The organism is Klebsiella sp. HN106, from assembly GCF_051209435.1.
In the GTDB taxonomy this organism is placed as follows: domain Bacteria; phylum Pseudomonadota; class Gammaproteobacteria; order Enterobacterales; family Enterobacteriaceae; genus Klebsiella; species Klebsiella oxytoca.
In genome coordinates this window covers 162,060-185,878 of sequence record NZ_JBLURD010000003.1, presented here as the reverse complement: position 1 = coordinate 185,878, position 23,819 = coordinate 162,060, and the positions used below count along the sequence as shown (strand labels likewise).

Annotated in this window: 28 protein-coding genes; 17 read left to right on the top strand and 11 right to left on the bottom strand. The window is 55.4% G+C overall.

Annotation, left to right across the window (positions count from 1 at the left end; all coding sequences use genetic code 11):
• Window positions 1-127: 127 nt before the first annotated feature.
• Window positions 128-844 (top strand): esterase, encoded by a 717-nt coding sequence (gene yjfP, locus ACSIPU_RS11840; RefSeq protein ID WP_023329135.1) that lies wholly within the window; start codon window positions 128-130, stop codon window positions 842-844.
• Here yjfP and ulaR read toward each other — a convergent pair.
• Window positions 841-1,596: an HTH-type transcriptional regulator UlaR gene (gene ulaR / locus ACSIPU_RS11835; protein WP_004109113.1), complete on the bottom strand. Its 756-nt coding sequence runs from the start codon at window positions 1,594-1,596 to the stop codon at window positions 841-843. The two genes, yjfP and ulaR, sit on opposite strands and share 4 nt — an antisense overlap.
• Before the next feature lie 106 nt (window positions 1,597-1,702).
• Window positions 1,703-2,767 (bottom strand): L-ascorbate 6-phosphate lactonase, encoded by a 1,065-nt coding sequence (gene ulaG / locus ACSIPU_RS11830; protein ID WP_004109111.1) that lies wholly within the window; start codon window positions 2,765-2,767, stop codon window positions 1,703-1,705.
• Window positions 2,768-3,132: 365 nt separating this feature from the next.
• Between ulaG and ulaA the strand changes: the two genes are divergently transcribed.
• The 6 genes from ulaA to ACSIPU_RS11800 are packed head-to-tail and all read left to right on the top strand — an operon-like array spanning window position 3,133 to window position 7,541.
• Window positions 3,133-4,533 (top strand): PTS ascorbate transporter subunit IIC, encoded by a 1,401-nt coding sequence (gene ulaA, locus ACSIPU_RS11825; protein ID WP_004109094.1) that lies wholly within the window; start codon window positions 3,133-3,135, stop codon window positions 4,531-4,533.
• Window positions 4,534-4,545: 12 nt separating this feature from the next.
• Window positions 4,546-4,851 carry a PTS ascorbate transporter subunit IIB gene (gene ulaB / locus ACSIPU_RS11820; RefSeq protein ID WP_004109091.1) on the top strand — a complete coding sequence of 102 codons (306 nt, stop codon included), beginning with the start codon at window positions 4,546-4,548 and terminating at the stop codon, window positions 4,849-4,851.
• Window positions 4,852-4,860: 9 nt separating this feature from the next.
• Window positions 4,861-5,328, top strand: coding sequence for a PTS ascorbate transporter subunit IIA (gene ulaC, locus ACSIPU_RS11815; RefSeq protein ID WP_004109090.1), 468 nt, complete (start codon window positions 4,861-4,863; stop codon window positions 5,326-5,328).
• Window positions 5,329-5,340: 12 nt separating this feature from the next.
• Complete coding sequence (gene ulaD / locus ACSIPU_RS11810) at window positions 5,341-5,991, top strand: 3-keto-L-gulonate-6-phosphate decarboxylase UlaD (protein ID WP_004109088.1); 651 nt, start codon at window positions 5,341-5,343, stop codon at window positions 5,989-5,991.
• Window positions 5,992-6,000: 9 nt separating this feature from the next.
• Window positions 6,001-6,855 (top strand): L-ribulose-5-phosphate 3-epimerase UlaE, encoded by an 855-nt coding sequence (gene ulaE / locus ACSIPU_RS11805; protein WP_023329136.1) that lies wholly within the window; start codon window positions 6,001-6,003, stop codon window positions 6,853-6,855.
• Entirely contained in the window at window positions 6,855-7,541 is a 687-nt protein-coding gene (locus tag ACSIPU_RS11800; RefSeq protein WP_108704292.1) for an L-ribulose-5-phosphate 4-epimerase, read from the top strand. The genes ulaE and ACSIPU_RS11800 overlap by 1 nt, the downstream gene beginning before the upstream one ends.
• Window positions 7,542-7,603: 62 nt before the next feature.
• On the opposite strand, the gene ACSIPU_RS11795 is transcribed toward ACSIPU_RS11800, so the two are convergent.
• Window positions 7,604-8,797 (bottom strand): MFS transporter, encoded by a 1,194-nt coding sequence (locus ACSIPU_RS11795; RefSeq protein ID WP_004109072.1) that lies wholly within the window; start codon window positions 8,795-8,797, stop codon window positions 7,604-7,606.
• Between the two features lie 238 nt (window positions 8,798-9,035).
• Window positions 9,036-9,311 carry a DUF1471 domain-containing protein gene (locus ACSIPU_RS11790; RefSeq protein ID WP_004109070.1) on the bottom strand — a complete coding sequence of 92 codons (276 nt, stop codon included), beginning with the start codon at window positions 9,309-9,311 and terminating at the stop codon, window positions 9,036-9,038.
• 337 nt (window positions 9,312-9,648) lie between these two features.
• On the opposite strand from ACSIPU_RS11790, the gene rpsF reads away from it, so the two are divergent.
• From rpsF to ACSIPU_RS11765, 5 genes are all read left to right on the top strand, one after another.
• Window positions 9,649-10,044, top strand: a complete 396-nt coding sequence (rpsF, locus tag ACSIPU_RS11785) for a 30S ribosomal protein S6 (protein ID WP_004098001.1) — start codon at window positions 9,649-9,651, stop codon at window positions 10,042-10,044.
• 5 nt (window positions 10,045-10,049) lie between these two features.
• Window positions 10,050-10,364: a primosomal replication protein N gene (gene priB, locus ACSIPU_RS11780; protein WP_004098002.1), complete on the top strand. Its 315-nt coding sequence runs from the start codon at window positions 10,050-10,052 to the stop codon at window positions 10,362-10,364.
• A gap of 4 nt (window positions 10,365-10,368) precedes the next feature.
• A complete protein-coding gene (gene rpsR / locus ACSIPU_RS11775; protein ID WP_000135199.1) occupies window positions 10,369-10,596 on the top strand; it encodes a 30S ribosomal protein S18 in 228 nt (75 codons plus the stop codon).
• A gap of 41 nt (window positions 10,597-10,637) precedes the next feature.
• Window positions 10,638-11,087 carry a 50S ribosomal protein L9 gene (rplI, locus tag ACSIPU_RS11770; RefSeq protein WP_004109068.1) on the top strand — a complete coding sequence of 150 codons (450 nt, stop codon included), beginning with the start codon at window positions 10,638-10,640 and terminating at the stop codon, window positions 11,085-11,087.
• A 146-nt stretch (window positions 11,088-11,233) separates the two neighbouring features.
• Complete coding sequence (locus tag ACSIPU_RS11765) at window positions 11,234-12,184, top strand: DMT family transporter (protein WP_004109067.1); 951 nt, start codon at window positions 11,234-11,236, stop codon at window positions 12,182-12,184.
• An 18-nt stretch (window positions 12,185-12,202) separates the two neighbouring features.
• Here ACSIPU_RS11765 and ACSIPU_RS11760 read toward each other — a convergent pair whose 3' ends face one another.
• A complete protein-coding gene (locus ACSIPU_RS11760) occupies window positions 12,203-12,865 on the bottom strand; it encodes a LysM-like peptidoglycan-binding domain-containing protein (RefSeq protein ID WP_004117442.1) in 663 nt (220 codons plus the stop codon).
• A 329-nt stretch (window positions 12,866-13,194) separates the two neighbouring features.
• On the opposite strand from ACSIPU_RS11760, the gene fklB reads away from it, so the two are divergent.
• Window positions 13,195-13,815, top strand: a complete 621-nt coding sequence (fklB, locus tag ACSIPU_RS11755; RefSeq protein ID WP_004109064.1) for an FKBP-type peptidyl-prolyl cis-trans isomerase — start codon at window positions 13,195-13,197, stop codon at window positions 13,813-13,815.
• 305 nt (window positions 13,816-14,120) lie between these two features.
• Window positions 14,121-15,524 carry a D-serine/D-alanine/glycine transporter gene (gene cycA / locus ACSIPU_RS11750; RefSeq protein ID WP_064370801.1) on the top strand — a complete coding sequence of 468 codons (1,404 nt, stop codon included), beginning with the start codon at window positions 14,121-14,123 and terminating at the stop codon, window positions 15,522-15,524.
• Window positions 15,525-15,663: 139 nt separating this feature from the next.
• Here the strand turns inward: cycA and ytfE are convergent, their stop codons facing one another.
• The 4 genes from ytfE to ACSIPU_RS11730 all read right to left on the bottom strand — a co-directional run bounded on the left by ytfE (window position 15,664) and on the right by ACSIPU_RS11730 (window position 19,209).
• Window positions 15,664-16,326 carry an iron-sulfur cluster repair protein YtfE gene (gene ytfE / locus ACSIPU_RS11745; protein ID WP_196557784.1) on the bottom strand — a complete coding sequence of 221 codons (663 nt, stop codon included), beginning with the start codon at window positions 16,324-16,326 and terminating at the stop codon, window positions 15,664-15,666.
• Window positions 16,327-16,408: 82 nt separating this feature from the next.
• Window positions 16,409-17,380, bottom strand: coding sequence for a DMT family transporter (locus ACSIPU_RS11740; protein ID WP_196557841.1), 972 nt, complete (start codon window positions 17,378-17,380; stop codon window positions 16,409-16,411).
• Between the two features lie 75 nt (window positions 17,381-17,455).
• Window positions 17,456-18,280, bottom strand: coding sequence for an AraC family transcriptional regulator (locus tag ACSIPU_RS11735; protein WP_017145077.1), 825 nt, complete (start codon window positions 18,278-18,280; stop codon window positions 17,456-17,458).
• A gap of 80 nt (window positions 18,281-18,360) precedes the next feature.
• The gene (locus ACSIPU_RS11730; RefSeq protein ID WP_049593784.1) at window positions 18,361-19,209 is read right to left on the bottom strand and encodes an SDR family oxidoreductase; all 849 of its coding nucleotides are present in this window, start codon (window positions 19,207-19,209) and stop codon (window positions 18,361-18,363) included.
• A gap of 90 nt (window positions 19,210-19,299) precedes the next feature.
• Between ACSIPU_RS11730 and ACSIPU_RS11725 the strand changes: the two genes are divergently transcribed.
• Window positions 19,300-19,677 carry a winged helix-turn-helix transcriptional regulator gene (locus ACSIPU_RS11725; protein WP_004098015.1) on the top strand — a complete coding sequence of 126 codons (378 nt, stop codon included), beginning with the start codon at window positions 19,300-19,302 and terminating at the stop codon, window positions 19,675-19,677.
• A 52-nt stretch (window positions 19,678-19,729) separates the two neighbouring features.
• Here ACSIPU_RS11725 and ACSIPU_RS11720 read toward each other — a convergent pair whose 3' ends face one another.
• Complete coding sequence (locus ACSIPU_RS11720; RefSeq protein ID WP_196557786.1) at window positions 19,730-21,673, bottom strand: bifunctional 2',3'-cyclic-nucleotide 2'-phosphodiesterase/3'-nucleotidase; 1,944 nt, start codon at window positions 21,671-21,673, stop codon at window positions 19,730-19,732.
• A 192-nt stretch (window positions 21,674-21,865) separates the two neighbouring features.
• On the opposite strand from ACSIPU_RS11720, the gene cysQ reads away from it, so the two are divergent.
• Complete coding sequence (gene cysQ, locus ACSIPU_RS11715; protein ID WP_004109048.1) at window positions 21,866-22,609, top strand: 3'(2'),5'-bisphosphate nucleotidase CysQ; 744 nt, start codon at window positions 21,866-21,868, stop codon at window positions 22,607-22,609.
• On the opposite strand, the gene ACSIPU_RS11710 is transcribed toward cysQ, so the two are convergent.
• Window positions 22,599-23,156 carry a YtfJ family protein gene (locus ACSIPU_RS11710; protein ID WP_004109045.1) on the bottom strand — a complete coding sequence of 186 codons (558 nt, stop codon included), beginning with the start codon at window positions 23,154-23,156 and terminating at the stop codon, window positions 22,599-22,601. The two genes, cysQ and ACSIPU_RS11710, sit on opposite strands and share 11 nt — an antisense overlap.
• Window positions 23,157-23,478: 322 nt before the next feature.
• Here ACSIPU_RS11710 and ACSIPU_RS11705 point away from each other — a divergent pair, with 322 nt between their 5' ends.
• Window positions 23,479-23,685: a DUF1107 domain-containing protein gene (locus ACSIPU_RS11705; RefSeq protein ID WP_004098023.1), complete on the top strand. Its 207-nt coding sequence runs from the start codon at window positions 23,479-23,481 to the stop codon at window positions 23,683-23,685.
• Window positions 23,686-23,819: the final 134 nt, after the last annotated feature.

Here is a 23,819-nt window from a genome sequence, read left to right as displayed (position 1 = left end):
GGTACGCGATTTTCGAATGAAAATATCGTGAAAGCGTAATCTGGTTCTCAAGATTATGAATCATGTGCGAACAAGAGACTCGAGTAATAACATAGCACCACACCACTATAGAGAAAGGAGACGGTAAATGATTGCACTAGAAATGCGTAACCTTGCGGGTGGGGAAGTTCTCCATGCGTGCCCGCACGGCGCTGCGGATTCACCGCTGCCTTGCATCGTCTTTTATCATGGATTTACCTCTTCTAAGCTAGTCTACAGCTACTTTGCCGTTGCTCTGGCAGAGGCCGGGTTTCGGGTCATTATGCCCGATGCGGCCGAACACGGTGCGCGCTATCAGGGAGATGAACAAGGGCGGATGCAGCGCTTCTGGCCGATCCTGATGCAAAATTTTGCTGAATTTCCGGCATTACAGGAGGCGATTCGTACGCAGGGATGGCTTGCTGACGACAGGCTGGCGGTTGCCGGAGCATCGATGGGCGGAATGACGGCGCTGGGGATAATGACCCATCATCCAGAGCTGAAAAGCGTTGCCTGCCTGATGGGGTCTGGCTATTTCAGTACGCTCTCGCAGAGGCTTTTCCCTTCGCCTTCATTTGATGCAACGCAGCTGGCGGATTGGGACGTCAGCCAGCAGCTGGCGACGCTTGCCAGTCGGCCGCTGCTGCTCTGGCACGGCGATGAAGATGATGTGGTGCCTCCGGAAGAGACCTTCCGTCTGCAGCAGGCGCTGCGGCAACATGAAATGACCGATAAGTTAACCTGCCTCTGGCAGAAGGGCGTCCGTCACCGCATTACGCCAGAGGCGTTAGCAGCGACGGTGGCGTTTTTTCAACGCCATCTTTAAACGCGAATCACCTGAACGCCCTGATCCTCAAGCTGCTTGAGGATCGCTTCATCCGCCTGTTTTCCGGTAATCACCAGGTCGATTTGCCCGGCCTGGCTAAACAGCATTCCGGCGCGTTCGCCAACTTTACTGCTGTCGACCAGTACCGCGAGTTTACCGACGACGTTAAGCATTTTTTGCTCCGCCATCGCTGTCAGCATATCGGTTTTATATAGCCCTTCGGCGGTGAGACCTTTGCCGCTGGTAAACATCCAGTGCCCGGCGTACAGGCTGTTTTCGCTGCCCTGCGGGCTCAGGGTGATGGAGTGGCTGCGGTTATACTGTCCGCCCATAATGATGACGCTGTCGTGTTCCTGATCGATCAGGTAATTGGCCAGCGGCAAATAGTTCGTGATGATCTGTACCGGTTTTCCGCACAGCTCTTGCCCAAGCAGGAAGGCGGTAGAGCCGCAGTTGATAACAATACTTTCGCCGGGGTTGACCAGTTGCGAAGCCGCACGTGCAATCCGCACTTTCTCGTCGTGGTTTTGCGCCTGGTGAATATTCATTGGTGACCAGCGCGGGCGCTGCTCGCTGATGGCTTCCGCGCCGTTGCGGACTTTTTTTAGTTTGCCGCTGTCGTCGAGCTTATTGATATCGCGCCGTGCCGTCGCCGGAGAAATTCCCAGTCGGGAAATCACCTGCTCCACGGTGACAAATCCCGTTTGTGCCAGCAAATCCAGTAAAATTTGATGTCTTTGCGCTTCCGTCATGAGCAAATCCGATTAAAAGTGATAAGCAAAGATGATATTTGAAATCAGGTGAAAATACTAATGCTGACGGGGATAATTTCCGGCGGGGGCTCCCGCCGGAGATGGCTTAGAGGAAGGACTTAAAGGGGAGGTCCGGTTCCATGGTGAAGCAATCGTCGAATCCGCGAGGATAGTGGTATTCGAAGTTGTCTTTATCCAGCGGCCAGGTGAACTTCCCGCCGACCTGCCAGATAAATGGCTTAAAGCCATACTTCAGGCGGTCTTTTTTCATTTCCCACAGAACGCGGATCTCCTGCGGATCGGCCTGGAAATTTGACCAGATATCGTGATGGAAAGGGATCACCACTTTGGTATTCAGCGCCTCGGCCATGCGCAGGATATCGGCGCTGGTCATTTTGTCGGTAATGCCGCGCGGGTTCTCGCCATAGGAGCCCAGAGCCACGTCGATTTGGTGCTCGTTCCCGTGCTTCGCGTAGTAGTTAGAGTAGTGAGAATCGCCGCTGTGGTACAGGTTGCCGCCCGGCGTTTTAAACAAGTAGTTCACCGCGCGCTGATCCATCCCATCCGGCAGCACGCCCGCGGCTTTTTGTTCTGCGGGTAAGGTGATCAGGGCGGTACGGTCAAAGGCGTCGAGCGCGTGGATTTCAATATCTTTGATTTTAACCACATCGCCCGGTTTCATCACTATGCAGCGTTCTTTCGGAACGCCCCAGCCCATCCACAGATCGACGCAGGTTTGCGGGCCGATAAACGGTACGTCTTCGGCGCAGTTCTGCATGACCGCGGCGGCCACGTTCACATCAATATGATCGTTATGATCGTGGGTAGACAGCACGGCGTCGATCTGGCGAATGGCGAACGGATCGAGGACAAACGGAGTGGTCCGCAGGTTTGGCTGGAGCTTCTTCACACCCGCCATGCGCTGCATCTGGTGGCCCGTTTTCATCAGCGGGTTGCCGTGGCTTTGCTTGCCGGTGCCGCACCAGAAGTCGACGCAGATATTGGCTCCGCCTTCGGATTTTAGCCAGATGCCCGTACAACCCAACCACCACATGGCAAAGGTGCCCGGCGCCACCTGCTCTTGCTCAATCTCTTCGTTCAGCCAGCTGCCCCATTCCGGAAAAGTGTTCAGGATCCATGATTCGCGGGTGATGGTTTGCACTTTACTCATTTATTTTCCCCTCACATATTATCAAAAGTAATCACATTGTGATTTGTTTTGAAGAATACTGGCATCGTTTGTTCAGGATTGCAATCCTGAATTTTGCCTGTTCTGGGGGCAATCCTAAGGGGTAAACGGAGGTTAAGACAGATTTTATGATATGGGTGGAATTATATTTTATTGATTTTAATGCATTATTTTTTATTTTATGAAAATGAGAATTAATACGATGGCGGATTGTGTGATTATTTGCGGCGTGCGTCACATTTAATCAAATATAATCTTGTTGTGATTATTTTTGATTATTAGAGTGATCCCAACAACAAACCCTGAGCGTAGCGTGCGTTCAGAGCGTCCACCTTCTGGAGTGTGTTATGGAGATTCTCTACCACATCTTTACCGTGTTCTTTAACCAGGTAATGACTAACGCCCCGCTACTGCTGGGGATTGTGACCTGCCTGGGCTATATCCTGCTGCGTAAAAGCGCCAGCGTTATTGTTAAAGGGACGATTAAAACCATTATCGGTTTTATGCTGTTGCAGGCTGGCTCCGGCATTCTGACCAGCACCTTTAAGCCGGTAGTGGCGAAAATGTCTGAGGTTTATGGCATTAACGGGGCTATCTCCGATACCTACGCATCAATGATGGCCACGATCGAACGCATGGGAGACGCCTACAGCTGGGTGGGCTATGCCGTGCTGTTAGCTCTGGCGTTGAATATTTGTTACGTCCTGCTGCGGCGTATTACCGGTATTCGCACCATCATGCTGACCGGGCACATCATGTTCCAGCAGGCTGGGTTGATTGCCGTCTCTTTTTACATCTTCGGCTACCCGATGTGGACGACCATCATCTGTACGGCGGTGCTGGTATCGCTCTATTGGGGCATTACCTCGAACATGATGTACAAGCCGACCCAGGAAGTGACTGACGGCTGCGGCTTCTCCATCGGTCACCAGCAGCAGTTCGCTTCATGGATTGCTTACAAGGTCGCTCCGTATCTGGGTAAAAAGGAGGAGAGCGTTGAAGATCTTAAGCTGCCGGGCTGGCTGAACATCTTTCACGACAACATCGTCTCCACGGCCATTGTGATGACTATTTTCTTCGGCGCGATCCTGCTCTCCTTCGGCATCGATACCGTACAGGCGATGGCGGGCAATACCCACTGGACGGTCTATATCCTGCAAACGGGCTTCTCGTTCGCCGTGGCTATTTTCATTATCACCCAGGGCGTGCGCATGTTCGTCGCCGAACTTTCCGAGGCGTTCAACGGTATCTCCCAGCGCCTGATTCCCGGCGCCGTGCTAGCCATTGACTGTGCGGCGATCTATAGCTTTGCGCCAAACGCCGTCGTCTGGGGCTTTATGTGGGGCACCATCGGCCAGCTGATCGCCGTCGGTATTCTGGTGGGCGTCGGCTCTTCCATTCTGATTATTCCGGGCTTTATCCCGATGTTCTTCTCGAACGCCACCATCGGCGTCTTTGCTAACCACTTTGGCGGCTGGCGCGCGGCGCTCAAGATTTGCCTGGTGATGGGAATGATTGAAATCTTTGGCTGCGTCTGGGCGGTGAAGCTGACCGGCATGAGCGCCTGGATGGGCATGGCGGACTGGTCAATTCTGGCGCCGCCGATGATGCAGGGCTTCGCCTCCATCGGTATCGCGTTTATGGCCGTCATCATCATTATTGCACTGGCTTATATGTTCTTCGCAGGGCGCACGCTGCGTGCTGAAGAGGACGCGGAAAAACAACTGGCAGATGCTTCTGCTCAATAAGGAGTTTTGACTATGACCGTACGTATTCTGGCTGTATGTGGCAACGGGCAAGGAAGTTCCATGATCATGAAGATGAAGGTGGACCAGTTTTTGACCCAGTCAAATATCGATCACACGGTGAACAGCTGCGCGGTGGGGGAATATAAAAGCGAACTAAACGGCGCGGACATTATCATCGCCTCCACCCATATCGCCGGTGAGATTAGCGTCTCCGGCAATAAATACGTGGTTGGGGTACGCAACATGCTCTCGCCAGCGGATTTTGGCCCAAAACTGCTGGAAGTGATCAAAGCGCACTTTCCGCAGGATGTGAAGTAAGGACGCCAAATGAAATTACGTGATTCGCTGGTGGAGAATAACTCCATCCTTTTACAGGCTGATGCCAGCACCTGGCAGGAAGCCGTCAAGCTGAGCGTTGATTTGCTGGTGAAAGCCGATGTGGTAGAGCCGCGCTACTACCAGGCCATTCTGGATGGCGTAGCTCAGCACGGCCCTTATTTTGTGATAGCTCCAGGCCTGGCGATGCCGCACGGTCGCCCGGAAGAGGGAGTCAAGAAAACTGGCTTTGCGCTGGTCACGCTGAAAACGCCGCTGGTTTTCAATCATGAGGATAACGACCCGGTCGACATCCTGATCACCATGGCGGCCGTGGATGCCAATACCCATCAGGAAGTGGGCATCATGCAGATCGTCAATCTGTTTGAAGACGAAGCCAATTTTGACCGTTTACGCGCCTGCCGCACCGCGCAGCAAGTGCTGGATTTAATTGATAACGCCACGGCGGCGGCCGTTTAAAAGGAAGAGAAAATGTCATTACCTATGTTGCAGGTTGCGCTCGATAATCAATCCATGTCTTCCGCGTATGAAACGACGCGCCTGATAGCCGATGAAGTGGACATTATTGAAGTCGGTACCATCCTTTGCGTGGCTGAAGGCGTTCGCGCCGTTCGCGACCTGAAGGCGCTCTATCCCAACAAAATCGTGCTGGCGGACGCTAAAATCGCCGATGCCGGTAAAATCCTCTCCCGCATGTGCTTTGAAGCCAACGCCGACTGGGTAACCGTGATCTGCTGTGCGGACATCAACACCACCAAAGGCGCGCTGGACGTGGCGAAAGAGTTCAACGGCGACGTTCAGATTGAACTGACCGGCTACTGGACCTGGGAGCAGGCGCAGGAGTGGCGCGAAGCGGGTATCCAGCAGGTAGTCTATCACCGTAGCCGCGACGCCCAGGCGGCCGGGGTGGCATGGGGCGAGGCGGATATTAACGCTATCAAACGCCTGTCCGATATGGGCTTTAAAGTCACCGTCACCGGCGGCCTGGCGCTGGAGGATTTGCCGCTGTTCCAGGGAATTCCGATCCACGTCTTTATCGCCGGGCGCAGCATTCGCGACGCCGCTTCGCCGGTGGAAGCCGCCCGGCAGTTCAAACGTTCTATCGCCCAACTGTGGGGCTAAGGAGCGGCTATGCTGTCGAAACATATTCCGCTCGGCATCTATGAAAAAGCGCTCCCCGCCGGGGAGTGCTGGCTGGAACGCCTGCAGCTGGCTAAGGCGCTCGGTTTTGATTTCGTCGAAATGTCGGTCGATGAAACTGACGCCCGCCTGGCCCGACTCGACTGGAGCCGGGAGCAGCGCTTCGCGCTGGTTAACGCGATTGCCGAAACCGGGGTGCGTGTGCCCTCAATGTGCCTGAGCGCCCATCGGCGCTTCCCGCTCGGTAGCGAAGACGACGCGGTACGGGCGCAGGGGCTGGAGATTATGCGCAAAGCCATTCAGCTGGCGCAGGATGTAGGCATTCGCGTTATTCAGCTGGCGGGTTACGACGTTTACTACCAGGAGGCCAACAACGAGACGCGCCGTCGTTTCCGTGACGGGCTAAAAGAGAGCGTTGAAATGGCCAGCCGCGCGCAGGTAACGCTGGCGATGGAAATCATGGACTATCCGCTGATGAACTCGATCAGCAAGGCGCTGGGCTATGCTCATTACCTGAATAATCCGTGGTTCCAGCTCTATCCGGACATCGGCAACCTTTCCGCCTGGGATAACGACGTGCAGATGGAGCTGCAGGCCGGTATGGGACATATCGTGGGGGTGCATGTAAAAGATACGAAACCCGGCGTATTTAAAAACGTGCCGTTCGGCGAAGGCGTCGTCGATTTTGAACGTTGTTTCGAAACGCTCAAGCAGACGGGCTACTGCGGCCCGTATCTAATTGAAATGTGGAGCGAAACGACCGACGATCCGGCCGCCGAGGTCGCGAAAGCACGCGATTGGGTGAAGGCGAGGATGGCCAGCGCCGGTCTGGTGGAGGCAGCATAATGCAAACGCTAAAACGGCAGGTATTTGAAGCCAATATGGATTTACCGCGCTACGGCCTGGTCACTTTTACCTGGGGTAACGTCAGCTCTATCGACCGCGAACGCGGGCTGGTGGCGATTAAGCCCAGCGGCGTCGCCTACGAGGTTATGAAAGCGGACGATATGGTGGTCGTGGATCTGGAGGGGAGAGTGGTCGACGGGCGGTATCGTCCCTCTTCCGATACCGCCACGCATCTGGCGCTGTATCGCCGCTACCCGAGTCTGGGGGGCGTGGTACATACTCATTCGACGCACGCAACGGCCTGGGCACAGGCGGGTCTGGCCATTCCCGCGCTGGGAACGACCCATGCGGACTACTTCTTTGGCGATATCCCCTGCACCCGGGCGTTAAGCGCGCAGGAAGTGGCGGAGGCTTATGAGCTGAATACCGGCCACGTGATCATCGAAACGCTGGGCGACGTTGAGCCGCTGCATACGCCGGGCGTCGTGGTCTATCAGCACGGGCCTTTTGCCTGGGGCAAAGATGCGCACGATGCGGTGCACAACGCGGTGGTGATGGAAGAAGTGGCGCGGATGGCGTGGATTGCTCGCGGGATCAACCCGCAGCTGAAGCCCATCGATAGCTGGCTGATGGACAAACACTTCATGCGCAAGCACGGGCCAAACGCCTACTACGGGCAAAAGTGAAATACGTGCTCCGGAGCATTTCATCTTTATGATGAATCAACCGGTCTGCTCCGGAGCCTTTTTTATCGTTGTTGATAAGCCGACGGCATACAGCGCATACCTATCAGCGTCACGACGCAAATTATCGCGCCAGCATAAAATGTCGAGGCGGCGCCCAACATCTCCCACAGCACGCCTGCACCGGCGCTGGCCAGCAGTAGCGCGATTCCGCTCATCAGGTTGAACATTCCGAACGCAGTGCCGCGCAGTTCAGGCGGGGCGGTATGCGCCACCATTGCCGCCAGTAGACCCTGCGTCATGCCCATATGAATACCCCACAGCGCGACGCCGGCTAAAAGCGTGCTCCAGTGGCTACTCAGCGCCAGCACGATATCGGCGGCAATCAGCACCAGCAGGCCCCACTGCAGCATTTTGCTGTGGCTCATCCTGTCCGATAATTTCCCGAAAGGATAGGCAGTCAGGCTGTAGACCAGGTTCATGGCGACCATTACTAGCGGTATGGCGAATAGCGGGATCGCCATTTGCTGGGCGCGTAGCACCAGAAAGGCTTCGCTGAAGCGGGAGAGGGTGAAAATCGAGCCAATAGCCACCACCCACCAGTAAGCGGCGGAAAGCTTCTTGAGATTCTCGCGGCGCAGGGGATTGGTGCGTTTCTGGACGACCGATGTGTTGGGTTCTTTTAACCCAAAGCCCAACAGAGCGATTGAGAGGACGGCGGGAATCGCCGCGACCCAGAAAATCGACTGGAAATCGTTATCCCAGAGAAACATCAGCGCGACGGCAAGCAGCGGGCCCAGAAACGCGCCGATGGTGTCCAGCGCCTGGCGCAGCCCGTAGGCGGCCCCGCGAATTTCCGGGGGAGTGACGTCGGCAACCAGCGCATCCCGCGGCGCGCCGCGTATTCCTTTGCCGATGCGGTCGATCATTCGTGCGCTAAACACCATGCCGGAGGTAGGGGCGATAGCAAAAAGAGGCTTACTCAGCGCTCCCAGACCATAGCCGAGCAGCGCCAGCCCTTTACGTTTGCCGACATAATCGCTGATGACGCCGGAAAACACCTTCAGCATCAGCGCGGTGGCTTCCGCCACGCCTTCGATAATGCCGATAATAATCACGCTGGCTCCCAACGTGGTGGCCATAAATAAAGGGAGCAGGCTGTGGATCATTTCTGAGGAAACATCCATCAGCAAGCTAACGCCGCCCAGCACCCAAACCCCTTTTGGGATACGGCTGAGCGTGGCAAAACGCGGAACCATGAATCACTCCAGAGAATCATGTAGTTAAAGAGAGATTAAATCAGGTTACGCGCAGGCTGATAAGTCACGTGGAAAAATAATTCTCAATTGCATTAAGCAACGCTCTCTTCCGCGACGCGGCTGACGCCTTACAAACATCAGGTTCTGTGTTTTGTGTCGAATTGAGCAACGTCAGCGGGCCGGGCAGGAGCATCGCTGACTTCCTCTGTTATTGGATGAAGTCAGCGCTCCGGAGGCGTTAGCGGTAAATGACGGCGCTGGCGTGAATTTGCCCATCGCTTCCCGGTTCATGAATAAGGATTGGCTGGAAGTATTTCGCTCCCTGAACATCGCTCTGCTGGCTAAGCGCCTGGTCAGCTTCCTGCTCGGTGGCGATGTTATGGTTGATATAGATAACGCCGAGGCTCTGCACATCATCCATATTGCGGGCCTGGCGGGCATCGATTTTAATAGCAGCCAGCGCGTTGGCGCATAACAAAAGCGCTGCCATCATGGTTATGAGGATGTATTTCATCATCTACGCTCCTTATGACAGTCCTGACGTTCACCCGCTTCCCTGGGGTATGGATTGCTTCTGATCTAATTGTAATCGCTGCCTCTCTGGCGCATCGCGACCATTTCTGATGCAGTTGTTCAAAAAATTGTCGCTTCCGTTGTTGATTAATTTTAAATCACTGGCTTAGGGTCACTTTGCGCTTAGTGCGAATTATTTGCACAATTCACTTGTCTTAAACCCCGCTCGCCCGTATTATGACGCGTCAATTTTTCAGCCGCCCTTTAACACGTTCCTTGCCTCCATGGGCCGCGGCTGACCCAGACAGGAGGCTGAATAATCCGTAAGGAGCAATTCGATGCGTCATTACGAAATCGTTTTTATGGTCCATCCTGACCAGAGCGAACAGGTTCCGGGCATGATCGAACGTTACACTGGTGCAATCACTGCAGCAGAAGGTACGATCCACCGTCTGGAAGACTGGGGCCGCCGTCAGCTGGCTTATCCGATCAACAAACTGCACAAAGCTCACTACGTTCTGCTGAACGTTGAAGCGCCGCAGGAAGCGATCGATGAGCTGGAAACTAACTTCCGCTTCAACGACGCCGTTATCCGCAGCATGGTAATGCGTACTAAGCACGCTGTTACCGAAGCATCTCCGATGGTTAAAGCGAAAGACGAGCGCCGTGAGCGTCGCGAAGATTTCGCTAACGAAACCGCAGATGATTCTGAAGCTGGGGATTCTGAAGAGTAATCCTGATGACCAATCGTCTGGAGCTGTCCGGCATTGTTTGCAGGACTCCACTTCGTAAGGTCAGCCCGTCAGGAATTCCACACTGCCAGTTCGTGCTTGAGCATCGTTCAGTGCAGGAGGAAGCCGGTTTTCACCGGCAGGCGTGGTGCCAGATGCCCGTGATAATCAGCGGACACCAGAACCAGGCCATTACTCACAGTATAACGGTCGGTAGCGCAGTAATCGTTCGAGGGTTCATCTCTTGCCACAAGGCAAAGAACGGCTTGAGCAAAATGGTTCTGCATGCCGAGCAGATTGAATTGATAGATTCTGGAGACTAGCCATATGGCACGTTATTTCCGTCGTCGCAAGTTCTGCCGTTTCACCGCGGAAGGCGTTCAAGAGATCGACTATAAAGATATCGCTACGCTGAAAAACTACATCACCGAAAGCGGTAAGATTGTCCCGAGCCGTATCACCGGTACCCGTGCAAAATATCAGCGTCAGCTGGCTCGCGCTATCAAACGCGCTCGCTACCTGTCCCTGCTGCCGTACACTGATCGTCATCAGTAATCGGTCACGGTCCATTAATACGACTTTGAGAGGATAAGGTAATGCAAGTTATTCTGCTTGATAAAGTAGCAAACCTGGGTAGCCTGGGTGATCAGGTTAACGTTAAAGCGGGCTATGCTCGTAACTTCCTGGTACCACAGGGTAAAGCTGTTCCTGCTACCAAGAAAAACGTTGAATTCTTCGAAGCACGCCGTGCTGAACTGGAAGCCAAACTGGCAGAAGTTCTGAGCGCTGCTAACGCACGTGCTGAAGCAATCAACGCACTGGGCACCGTTACCATCGCGTCTAAATCTGGCGACGAAGGTAAACTGTTCGGTTCCATCGGTACTCGCGACATCGCTGACGCTGTAACTGCAGCTGGCGTTGCCGTTGCTAAGAGCGAAGTTCGTCTGCCGAACGGCGTTCTGCGCACCACCGGTGAGCACGAAGTGGACTTCCAGGTTCACAGCGAAGTCTTCGCTAAACTGGTTGTTAACGTTGTAGCTGAGTAATTTATTACTCAACTCACGTCGAGACGCCGGCCCTGTGCCGGCGTTTTGCTTTTCTGTATTTGCCTAATCTTTTCCTGGTATGGTGGCTATTCTTAGCAACTTTCTGGATAATAAAATAAAACACTATTTTATTTCTGGTAAAGTGAATGGACGCACCCTCAATATTTTCCCGCAAGAATGTGGCTTATGCCTGCGCAACCCTCTGCTGCCTGCTGTGGGGAAGCTCCTATCCGGCGATTAAAAGCGGCTATGAACTGTTTCAGATTGCCACTGATGATGTGCCGTCAAAAATCGTTTTTGCTGGCTATCGCTTCCTGTTTGCCGGAACCCTGCTGCTGCTCTTCGCGCTGGTGCAACGTAAGCCGATTGCCCGCTTAAATCCGCGTCAGTGCGGGCAGCTGGCGATACTGGGCGTTACGCAAACGTCTATCCAGTACGTTTTCTTCTACGTGGGCCTGGCGTTTACCACCGGCGTGAAGGGCTCGATTATGAACGCTACCGGAACCTTCTTCAGCGTCCTGTTGGCGCACTTCATCTATCAGAATGACAAGCTGAGCTATAACAAGGCCATCGGCTGCATTCTCGGTTTTGCCGGCGTCATGCTGGTGAACTTTAATCATTCATTGAGCGATTTTAGCTTTGTCTGGCAAGGAGATGGTTTTGTGGTGCTGGCGGCTTTTATTCTGTCGGCGGCGACGCTATATGGTAAACGCATTTCACAAACGGTTGACCCAACGGTGATGACCGGCTGGCAGCTGGCGTTTGGCGGTCTGGTGCTGGTTGGCGGCGGTTACCTGACCGGCGGAACCCTCGAGGTTCACAGCTCCGCAGCGGTGCTGGTTCTGGCTTATTTGACGCTGCTCTCTTCCATCGCTTTTGCTTTGTGGAGCGTGCTGCTGAAGCATAACCGCGTGAGCATGATTGCGCCGTTCAACTTTGTCATCCCGGTAGCCGGAACCGTGCTGTCGGCCATCTTCCTTGGCGAGAATATTTTTGAACCGAAATATGCGGTTGCGCTGGTGCTGGTGTGCGCCGGGATCTGGTGGGTAAATAAGCCGGGGGCAACATCCGGAAAATCTTCACAGCAGGCCGGGTAAGCTACCCGGCCGGAACGCTTAACGGACGCGAATAAAGCTACCGTTCGACTGGCGGGTAAACAGCACCTGCTGCCCGCCGCCGGTATCGATAGTCAGCCCGGTGACCACGCCGCTGGCATTCTGGCGGATCTGTACCGTCTGCCCGGTTTGCAGCGAGCTTAGCGGCTTACCGGCACCTTCAACCTGGGCCATGGCGTAAACGTCGGTCGGCGGCAGGTTGTGGTCGCGGAACAGCTGCGCGAGGGTTTTGCCGGATTCAATACGGTAGGTCCGCCACTGCTGCTCAATGCCGGGAGTCGACTGCGGCTCCTGATAAGGCTGGGAAGCGGTCTGCTGCTGCGGTTGATCCGGCTGCTCATCCTGAATGGGCTCCGGCGCGACCGGCGCCACCTGATCGGCATCGTTGACCGGCGGCGTGTTGGTGATGGGCGGCAGTGGGACGGCCTGATTACCTGAAGACTGCGGCTGCGACTGAGATTGCAGGTCGAGATTCGCCTCGCGGCTGGCCTGAACTGAACTGCCGTTATCCTCTGAAGGGAGCAGAACGCCGATAACCACCAGCAGCGCTCCGGCAATAATACCGCGGCGGTGCATCGGCGGTAGCGGATCCATGAGGCGAAAATGATCCGGGGCATGCCAGATCTTCTCCAGGGTAGATTTCAGTTCAAAGCGCCCGGGCATGGCTTTCCTCCTGCTCCGCATATTTTTATCCTGCTGTCTCTAGAGTATAGATGGCTAACTTTCTGAAGGACGAGACAAAGATATGTTTCGTGAGGTTAACCTTATCTCTCTATTGTTTCTGTTTCCGTCAGATTTGTCATCATCCTGCCGACAAAGTTTTACCCGTCGTGCTGTGGCTGATATGCTGCCCACCTCTTTATACCCGTCATACTTCAGGTTGCAGATGCGTTGGCTGCAGCTCGAATTATTTAGGGTATATGTTCCGGCTTTTCTGCTTATGCTGCGTGAAGCCGTGGAATATGAAATTCTCACCCAAAAAAGGAACAAAGATGGCAACCCCTACTTTTGACACGATTGAAGCACAGGCAAGTTACGGTATCGGCTTGCAGGTTGGACAACAGCTGAGCGAATCTGGCCTGCAGGGGCTGCTGCCGGAAGCGCTGGTCGCGGGTATTGCTGACGCGCTGGAAGGTAAACAGCCGCAGGTGCCGGTGGAAGCCGTTCACCGCGCGCTGCGTGAAATTCACGAACGCGCTGACGCCGTGCGTCGCGAACGTTTCCAGGAAATGGCCGCGGATGGCGAGAAATACCTGGAAGAAAACCGCGAGCGCGAAGGCGTGAACAGCACCGAATCTGGCCTGCAGTTCCGCGTACTGACCCAGGGTGAAGGCCCGATCCCGGCGCGTACTGACCGCGTTCGCGTTCACTACACCGGCAAACTGATCGATGGCACCGTCTTCGATAGCTCTGTTGCGCGCGGCGAACCGGCTGAGTTCCCGGTGACCGGCGTGATCGGCGGCTGGATTGAAGCGCTGACCCTGATGCCGGTAGGCTCTAAATGGGAACTGACGATTCCGCACAACCTGGCCTACGGCGAGCGCGGCGCGGGCGCATCCATTCCTCCGTTCAGTACCCTGATTTTTGAAGTTGAACTGCTGGACATTATTTAAATAGCTGGTGCTTCCTCTTCCGTATGGGGGAGGGAGCCGCTTTAAATAGTGTAAAACCCTTAAGTTGAGCATTTGCTGGAGCTTTATATTGCATATCTGCTGAATGGGTGTATTTTTGTGAGCTGTTTCGCGTAACCGGAGTGATATAACACTCACTTTAAACATAAAATTAACATTATCTCTAAATCATAGTATTCATCCCTCCGATTCTTACCTAATATCGATAAACCCTCGTTCCGGGGTTAATACGAATGAAGGGCCAATAGAGCCCGAACAACACAGACAGGTACAACAGGAAAAATCACATGGTAGATCAGGTAAAAGTCGTAGCCGACGAACAGGCGCCGACTGAACAGTCGCTGCGGCGAAATCTCACTAACCGGCATATTCAGCTTATCGCTATCGGTGGTGCGATAGGCACCGGGCTGTTTATGGGGTCAGGCAAAACTATCAGCCTTGCCGGGCCGTCAATTATTTTTGTTTATATGATCATCGGTTTCATGCTGTTTTTCGTCATGCGCGCCATGGGTGAATTACTGCTGTCGAATCTCGAATACAAGTCATTCAGCGATTTTGCCGCCGACCTGCTGGGCCCCTGGGCAGGTTATTTCACCGGCTGGACCTACTGGTTCTGCTGGGTGGTGACCGGGATGGCGGACGTGGTGGCGATCACCGCCTACGCGCAGTTCTGGTTCCCGGGACTCTCCGACTGGGTCGCCTCGCTGGCGGTCATCCTGCTGCTGCTGGGTCTTAACCTCGCCACCGTGAAGATGTTCGGTGAGATGGAGTTCTGGTTTGCGATGATCAAAATTGTCGCTATCGTGGCGCTGATCGTGGTCGGCCTGGTGATGGTGCTGATGCACTTCCAGTCACCGACCGGCGTGGAAGCCTCTTTCGCCCATCTGTGGAATGACGGCGGCTGGTTCCCGAAAGGCATCAGCGGATTCTTTGCCGGCTTCCAGATCGCCGTTTTCGCCTTCGTGGGCATCGAACTGGTGGGAACCACGGCGGCGGAAACGAAAGATCCTGAGAAATCCCTGCCGCGGGCGATTAACTCGATTCCCATTCGTATCATTATGTTCTACGTCTTTGCGCTGATCGTCATTATGTCGGTGACTCCGTGGAGCTCAGTCGTGCCGTCAAAGAGCCCGTTCGTCGAGCTGTTTGTGCTGGTCGGGCTGCCGGCGGCGGCGAGCCTGATCAACTTCGTGGTGCTGACCTCGGCGGCCTCTTCCGCTAACAGCGGCGTATTCTCTACCAGCCGTATGCTGTTTGGTCTGGCGCAGGACGGGCAGGCGCCGAAAATGTTCGCCAAGCTGTCGAAACGCGCGGTACCGGCGAAAGGCCTGACCTTCTCCTGTATGTGTCTGCTGGGCGGCGTGGTCATGCTGATGGTCAATCCAAGCGTCATTGCGGCGTTTACCATGATTACTACGGTGTCGGCGATCCTGTTTATGTTCGTCTGGACAATTATCCTGTGCTCGTATCTGGCCTATCGCAGGAAACGTCCGCAGCTGCATGAGCAGTCCAAATATAAGATGCCGCTGGGCAAACTGATGTGCTGGGTGTGCATGGCATTCTTCGTCTTTGTGCTGGTGCTGCTGACGCTGGAAGCCGATACCCGCGAAGCGCTGATGGTGACCCCGCTGTGGTTTATACTGCTCGGCGCGGGCTGGCTTTTTGCCGGCAAGAAGCGTCTGGCGAAATAAAAAATCCTCGGGAGAGATGTTTAACGTTGCTTGCAACGGCCCGAAGGGGGCAGGGCGCCCGTCATAAAAAAGGCCACCCGGGGTGGCCAATAAGACTGACAATGTCGAGGGCGCCTTCGGGCGCCTTTTTTATTACTTGCTATTTACCTGCGAGGGCACGCGGGAACAGCACGTTATTTTCAAGGCTGATGTGCTCCATCAGGTCATCAATCAGCTCGTTGATACCGTTGTACATCGCTTTCCAGGTGGTGCAGGCTTCCGCCGGCGGCGTCACGTTCTGCGTGATGTGCTTAATCACCTCCAGCAGCTCGCCCGCTTCATCATGCTCGCTTTCCATCACGCTGATAGGACCGCCGGCCTGCGTTCCCATGCCCTGTTTGATCATCGGGAACAGAATCTGCTCCTCTTTCATCATATGGCTGGAAAGCTCCTGGTGCAGCATGGTCAGATACTTGGTTAAGCCTTTCGGAACGTTGGGCTTGTCGGCGTGAACGCGCTCGACTTTAGTGGCCTGTAAAATCAGCTCCGGCAGCTGCTCGCGATGCCTGTCGTGATAGCGAACGATAATGTGATCGATAATTTCCGCATAGGGCGCAACCCGCCAGTTGCGCTCTACCGGCTCTTCCGCCAGTTTTGCCAGCTCGGCTTCAATCACCGCGACGTCCAGCTCTTTGCGAGATGCCGCGCGATCCAGCGTCTGTTTGCCGCCGCAGCAGTAGTCCATATCGTACTTACGGAACAGCGCGGAGGCGCGCGGAATCGTCAGCGCCAGCTCGCCTAAAGGTTGGTCACGGAAAGCCATAGCAGTTACCTCGTCATCAAGAATATAAGTTGTATTTTAAATGCATCTTATGTTCCAGGGAATACCCCTTTAGGGTACCAGGCTATTTTTTCTCGCTGACCAGTTTCTGCAGCATGGGTGTTTCCGGACGAGCACGCACGGCAGACACCACGCCGATCACCAGCAGCAGAATACCGCTTAGGGTCAGAAGCGGGGGCAGGCTCTGGCGCAGAATAAAGGTATACAGCAGTCCGGCAAGGGTTTCGAAGACGATCAGCGGCCCGAGGATCACCGTTGGCAGACGCTGGCTGGCAACGTTCCAGCACCACGCCCCAACCCATGAACAGAAGATAGCGATCGCCAGCATCAGGGTGACGAACACCGCCGGGCGCGGGCCGAAGGGGAGCGGGAAGTCCGGGTGCTGTCCATGCAGCCACCCGCAGGCGATAAGGTATCCGACCAGCGATACCGGCAGGGTCACCAGCGCCTGCGCGGTAGCCCACATCATCGGCGGTTTATCCGGGTTTTCCCGCAGCCAACGGGCGTTGCGCAGCGCGTACCAGGCCCAGCACACCACCGAGATCAACGCCAGCAAGATACCGGAGCCGTAGCGCCACGGGCTGAAATCGGGTAAGCCCTGATGCAGTTCAGCGATATTGACGCATGCCAGGCCGAAGGCAATACAGACCAGCGCCGGGAACAGTCGCCGCCACGGCAGCTTTCCATCGCGCTGGCTATAGAGCAGGTTGGCGAAAACCGGCAGCACGACCGGCAGAGTGCCGATAATCATGGTCGACACCGGCGCGCCGGTACGCTGAATCGCGCTGGCCAGGCAGACGTAATAGATTAAGTTGCCCATCAGGGTCAGTCCCAGCGCCGTCCACCACTCTTTCCTGGCGAGCTGGCGCAGCCGTGCGCGGCCCAGCCAGGCCAGCGGCAGGGCGATCAGCCCCAGCGCCAGATAGCGCCCCATCGACTGTAAAACAGCCGGGTATTCCGGCACCAGTAAAGGGCCCACGAATATCAATCCCCACATCAGCCCTGCCAGCAGGGCGTACAGCACACCACTAATCATCATGCTTTCCATTACTCTTTTGGTTGGCGACAGTGTAGGAGAGGCTTTAGCGGGAATATTGTATGAGGTTGCGCATTAGCGCGGGAGAACCTGCTTTTGATAACGTACCGGGGTAATGCCGTAACGGCGGGTAAACGCGCGGGTCAGGTGCGACTGGTCGGTCAGTCCGGCGGCGAGAGCGACGTCGGCAGCGGGCATACCGTGGGTGAGAAACGCTTTGGCGCGCCACAGGCGAATGGCCATTAACATCTGGTGCGGCGTAACGTGGAAGTGCGCTTTGAACTGGCGCTGGAAATGGTACGGGCTCAGCGCCGCCACCTGCGCCAGCTCATCGAGGGTCACCGTACGCATATAGTTATCATGCAGATAGTCTCGTACCCGCTCGAAGCGGTGGCGAGCTTCGGGCAGCGCAGCGGCGTGGTGAGCGAATGGCCGGAAGGTATCGATTAAATCCAGCAGCAGACCCTGCTGCGCGAGCGGATCGTCAGTATGCCACAGGCCGTAGATGAGATTGCCGATTTGCCGGGAGCGAAGCGGGTCCTGACGCACCACTTCGCTGAACCACCAGTGGCGCACGCCGGTCACCTTTTCCAGCGTATCCGGGTCGAGATAAATCATCCGATAGCGCCAGCCGTCGGCAGTCTCCGCCTCGCCGGTATGCAGTTCATCGGGATTCATGGTGACGATAGAGTTAACCGTAGCTACATGCTGGCTGCCGCGATAGCGAAAACGCTCGGCGCCGAGCTCTATCGCGCCGATACCAAAGGCTTCATGGGTGTGCGGTTCAAAGGCGTAGCGGGAGATGTGGGCATGATACAGCTCAACGCCGGGCAGCTGCGCCAGATGGCGAAAGCGCGCGCTGTCTCTTTCATCATTAAACTGTTCCGGTACGCCTTGCATGCGATAACTCCCGACGGACATCCGTACATTATTGAGGATGGTCCGCCGGGATGCTACAAAAATTAACCAGCCTGTAACTTTTACAGGATGCCTTTGATGCTATCAGCGAGGGTGGTGGTCGGGCGGCCAATCAGCGCGCTCAGGGTGCGGCTATCGTCGAACAGCCCGCCTTTGGAGGCGCCGGTATCAGAATCCGCCAGCATATCAGCCAGGCCTGCGGGCAGGCCGACGCCCTTCAGCGCGGCGGCGAAGTCGGCTTCGCTGAGGTTTTGATACACCACGTTTTTACCGCTTTGTTTGCTCAGCTCAGCGGCGAGTTCGCTCAAAGTCCACGCCTCATCGCCCGCCAGTTCATACACTTTTCCGGCGTGGCCCTCTTCGGCGATAACGCGAGCGGCAGCGGCGGCGTAATCCGCGCGGGTAGCAGAGGCGATTTTGCCGTTACCGGCAGCGCCGATAAACACGCCGTGCTCAATCGCCGGCGGCGCGCTGGCGAGATAGTTTTCGGTGTACCAGCCGTTGCGCAGCAGGGCATATGCAATGCCGGAGTCGGCGAGCATCTGCTCGGTGGCGATATGTTCATCCGCCAGCCCCAACGGGGAGGTATCGGCGTGCAGCAGGCTGGTATAGGCGATAAATTTCACGCCGGCAGCTTTCGCTGCATTAATCACGTTGCGGTGCTGGACGGCGCGCTGGCCGACCTCGCTGGAAGAGATCAGCAACAGTTTGTCCACGCCCTGTAGGGCGGCGGTCAGGGCCGCTTCATCGCTGTAGTCGGCCTGACGAACCCCTATGCCCCTTTGGCTCAGCGATTCGGCTTTTGCCGGGTTGCGCACGATAGCCACAACCTGGCCCGCGGGGACGGTTTTTAACAGGTTTTCCAGGACGTGTTGGCCAAGCTGGCCGGTTGCGCCGGTAATTGCGATCATGGGTCTTCTCCTTCGTGTTCATTGGCAGTTATGGTAAGCTAACACCTTAACTAACTTTTAGTAAGTACGTACAAAAAGGTAAGTATGAATATGGCGAATCTGACGCTGAGCGAGCAGCTACGTAACGGCAACCTGTTTGCCGAACAGTGCCCCTCGCGGGAAGTGCTCAAACACGTGACCAGCCGCTGGGGCGTACTGATTTTGGTGTCCCTGCGCGATGGCACCCATCGGTTTAGCGATCTGCGGCGTAAGATCGGCGGCGTCAGCGAAAAGATGCTGGCCCAGTCGCTCCAGGCGCTGGAACAGGACGGCTTTCTTAACCGCGTGTCGTATCCGGTGGTGCCGCCGCACGTTGAATATAGTCTGACTCCGCTCGGTGAGCAGGTGAGCGAGAAGGTGGCGGCGCTGGCGGACTGGATTGAACTGAACCTGCCCGCGGTTCTGGCGAACCACGAACAGGTAGCCTGAGGTTGATGTCAGTGTAGCCCCGGTAAGCGCAGCACAACCGGGGAACCGGCAATTATTTACTCAAATCCAGCTGATAAATAGCAAAGCCGATATCGTCGGTAGCCACCTGGCGCATCGGGTATTGCGCTTTCTCTTTGATAAATGCCGCGGCCTTGTCGCCCGGTGAGGTTTCAAAGCGAATATCCAGCGGTACTGTGCTGTGGATCGGCGCCAGGCGCCAGTTGTTATCCGCCGCCGGATGGATCTCGCCGTTTTTCTTCGACTCCGCGCCAATCCACGCCGCCAGCACCGAGCGGTTTTCATCCGGTGAAGCGAACGCGATATGATCCTCGCCGGTGCCCTGGAATTTACCGCCGTAAGCGCGATAGTTGTTGGTCGCGACGAGGAAAGTGGCGTTCGGATCGATTGGCTTGCCGTTAAAGGTCAGATGCTTAATTCGCTCGGCCTGCGGATTCACGCTGTTGCATTCGCCGTCGTAGCGCGCCGGCTGGGTGATATCGATCTGGTAGTTCACGCCGTCAATCACGTCGAAGTTGTAGGTGCGGAAGCCGTCCCAGTTAATCAGCGACTGCGGCTTGCTGCTGGCGGGATCAATTTGATTGAACTGTCCGGCGGAGCACTCCAGCCACTCTTTAACCTCTTTACCGCTGACTTTCATCACCACCAGGGTGTTGGGATACAGGTAGAGGTCGGCGGCGTTGCGGAAGGTGAGCAGCCCTTTTTCCACTTCAACAAAGCTGGCCGGGTCATTTTTACGTCCGCCGACTTTAAACGGCGCGGCGGCGGAGAGTACCGGCAGCTTCGCCAGATCCGGGTCGCCCTGAATGTAGTGCTCAACGTAGGCCTTCTGGGCCATATTGACCACCTGTACGGTTGGGTCGTCCTGCACCAGCGCCAGGTAGCTGTACATATTATCCGAGGATTTACCAATCGGTTTGCCGACAAACTCGCGGGTGGCGTCATGGTCGGCTTTTAATACCGCCACCATGTTGCTGTCTTCTGCCGCCAGCGATTTCTTCGCCACCGAGTCGTAGATCGGCCGCGCTTCGGCTTTCGCTGCGCTGACCTGCCATTTGCCGCTGTCGTTGTTAAGGACCAGATCGACCACCCCAAGGTGATCGCCCCACATGCCCGGCATCACTGCCGGTACGCCGTTCAGCGTACCTTTCGCGATATCCGCGCCTTTGATACCGGCAAAATCTTTGCTCGGGAAGACGGCGTGAGCGTGGCCGAACATAATGGCATCGACCCCAGGCACCTGGCTTAAATAGTAAACGGAGTTCTCCGCCATGGCCTGATACGGGTCGGCGGAGAGGCCGGAGTGGGCAATGACCACCACCACGTCCGCGCCTTTTTCGCGCATTTCCGGGACAAACTTGCGTGCGGTTGCAGTAATGTCGTTAACGGTCACCTTGCCGCTAAGATTGGCCTTATCCCAGGTCATTATCTGCGGTGGTACGAAGCCGATATAGCCAATGCGCAGCGTCTGCGTTTTGCCGTCGCTATCCTTCACCTGGGTATCCTGAATCAGATAAGGCGTAAACATCGGTTTGCCGGTTTTGACGTCGATAATATTGGCGTTCACGTAGGGGAACTTCGCCCCTGCCAGCGCTTTATGCAGGAAGTCGAGCCCGTAGTTAAACTCGTGGTTGCCGAGGTTGCCCACGACATAATCCAGGGTATTCATTGCCTTGTAGACCGGGTGAACATCGCCCTCTTTCAGACCCTTTGCGGCCATATAGTCACCCAGCGGACTGCCCTGAATAACATCGCCGTTATCGACCAGTACGCTATTGCTGACTTCCTGACGCGCTTTCTCAATCAAGGTTGCGGTACGCACCAGGCCAAATTTTTCCGTGGCGGCATCTTTGTAATAGTCAAAGTCCATCATATTACTGTGCAGATCGGTGGTTTCCATGATCCGCAAATCGACCGTTGCCGCATTTACGCTGGCGGCGATCAGCGTGGCCAGTAGCGTTGCGCTAAACTTAATCATCAGTGGCGTCCTTTTTATATGAGCAGTGGCACAGAAGAAAATGTATTTACATTCTGTTGCTTACAGAAATGTGAATCATGCCAGAAAAGCGGTGAAGGAAACCGCCATCGTTATCACAGATAGCGGAACTCACAATGATGCGATATAAATAAAACAACGAGTTAACGCCACTGTAACCAGACGAGGTGGAGAATGTTAGAACAAGTATGTCAGCTTGCACGGAATGCGGGCGATGCCATCATGGAAGTTTACGATGGAAAACAGCCGATGGACGTTACCAGCAAGAAGGACGATTCTCCGGTCACGGCCGCGGATATTGCGGCGCACAAGGTGATTATCAGCGGCCTGCTGGCCCTGACGCCCGATATTCCGGTTCTGTCGGAAGAGGATCCGCCGGCCTGGGAGGTGCGCCAGCACTGGCAGCGCTACTGGCTGGTGGACCCGCTGGACGGCACCAAAGAGTTTATCAAGCGCAACGGCGAGTTTACCGTCAATATCGCCTTGATTGAAAACGGTAAACCGACCCTGGGCGTGGTCTACGCGCCGGTGATGAAGGTGATGTACAGCGCGGAAAAGGGTAAAGCATGGAAAGAGGAGTGCGGCGTTCGCAAGCAGATTCAGGTCCGCGATGCGCGCCCGCCGCTGGTGGTGATTAGCCGTTCACACGGCAATGACCCGGAGCTGCAGGAGTATCTTGAGCAGCTTGGCGAACACCAGACCACCTCAATTGGTTCGTCGCTGAAGTTCTGTCTGGTCGCTGAAGGGCAGGCCCAGCTTTACCCACGCTTCGGGCCGACAAGTACCTGGGACACCGCGGCCGGTCATGCGGTCGCCAGCGCCGCCGGGGCGCACGTTCACGACTGGCAGGGGCGTACTCTTGATTACACGCCGCGTGAATCGTTCCTCAACCCCGGCTTCCGGGTCTCTATTTATTAAGCAACTTGTGCAGCAGGCCCACTACCTGCTGCACCTCCTGCTGGCTGAGCGCGCCGTCTTTAGCCCACTGCACGCGACCCTCTTTGTCCAGCACCACGATGGCCGAACTCTCTTCTTCGAGCTGCCACGCTTTGCGCACCGCGCCGTTGCTGTCGACGATGAACTGTGACCAGGGGTAGAGCTGCTTATTGTTCTCGATACTGCTGCGGACAAACATTCCCGAGCCTGGGATAGCGTCATCGGTATTGACGATAGTCGTCGTTTGGTAGCGGTTGTGCGGCAGCTTCGCGCTTTTAATGGCTTCAATTAAGGTCGCGTTTTTTTCTTTTGCCGACGAGCGACCGGCAATGTGCATCACGACGCGCACTTTTCCCGCCAGCTGCGCGCTATTCCAGCTTTTATAGCTAAATTTATCGTTATCCAGCACCAGTTCTCCCCGATCCGCTACGCCGACCGGCGCAACGCGCTGACCGTCGACAAAGTTATGCGCCGAGGCCAACAGTGGGAACAGGAGACATGAAACGGCCAGTAATCTACGTAGGGTCATGGTGTTTCCTTTTATTATCTTTGCAGGTGATCCGACCACTTGGTCTGCTTTAATCATAAGTGCGATTTATCGGCATTACCCGCAATGATGGTGCCAGTTTGCGTGTTGACGCACAATTCCGTCTAAAATCGGCGACTTATACTACCTTCATCGGATGCCTGAAACGAAAACTCTGAATTATTGTCATCATAAGGTAAATAAACTTATACAAACTGGGTATCACTCAGATTCTGGACTATAGTTTCAGGGCATTAAAATTTGCGATTCCGGTACGTGGGCTAACTGTGGCACCACAGGAGCGTAACCCTGGCAGGAGACAACAATGAAAATTTTCCAACGCTACAACCCGCTACAAGTAGCGAAGTACGTGAAGATCCTGTTCCGTGGACGTTTGTATATCAAGGACGTTGGCGCTTTTGAGTTTGATAAGGGCAAAATCCTTATCCCGAAGGTTAAGGACAAGCTGCATTTGTCAGTGATGTCCGAAGTCAACCGCCAGGTCAGCCGTCTACAAACAGAGATGGCATAACCTGAAAAGTGGTATGACTACACGGTAAAAAGGCGGCTCCCCCAGGGAGCCGTTGATGTTTCTGGACCCGGCATCAGCCCCAGATTGGTCGGCATACGCAGACTTGAGTGTATATCGATGGGCAATGCGTAATC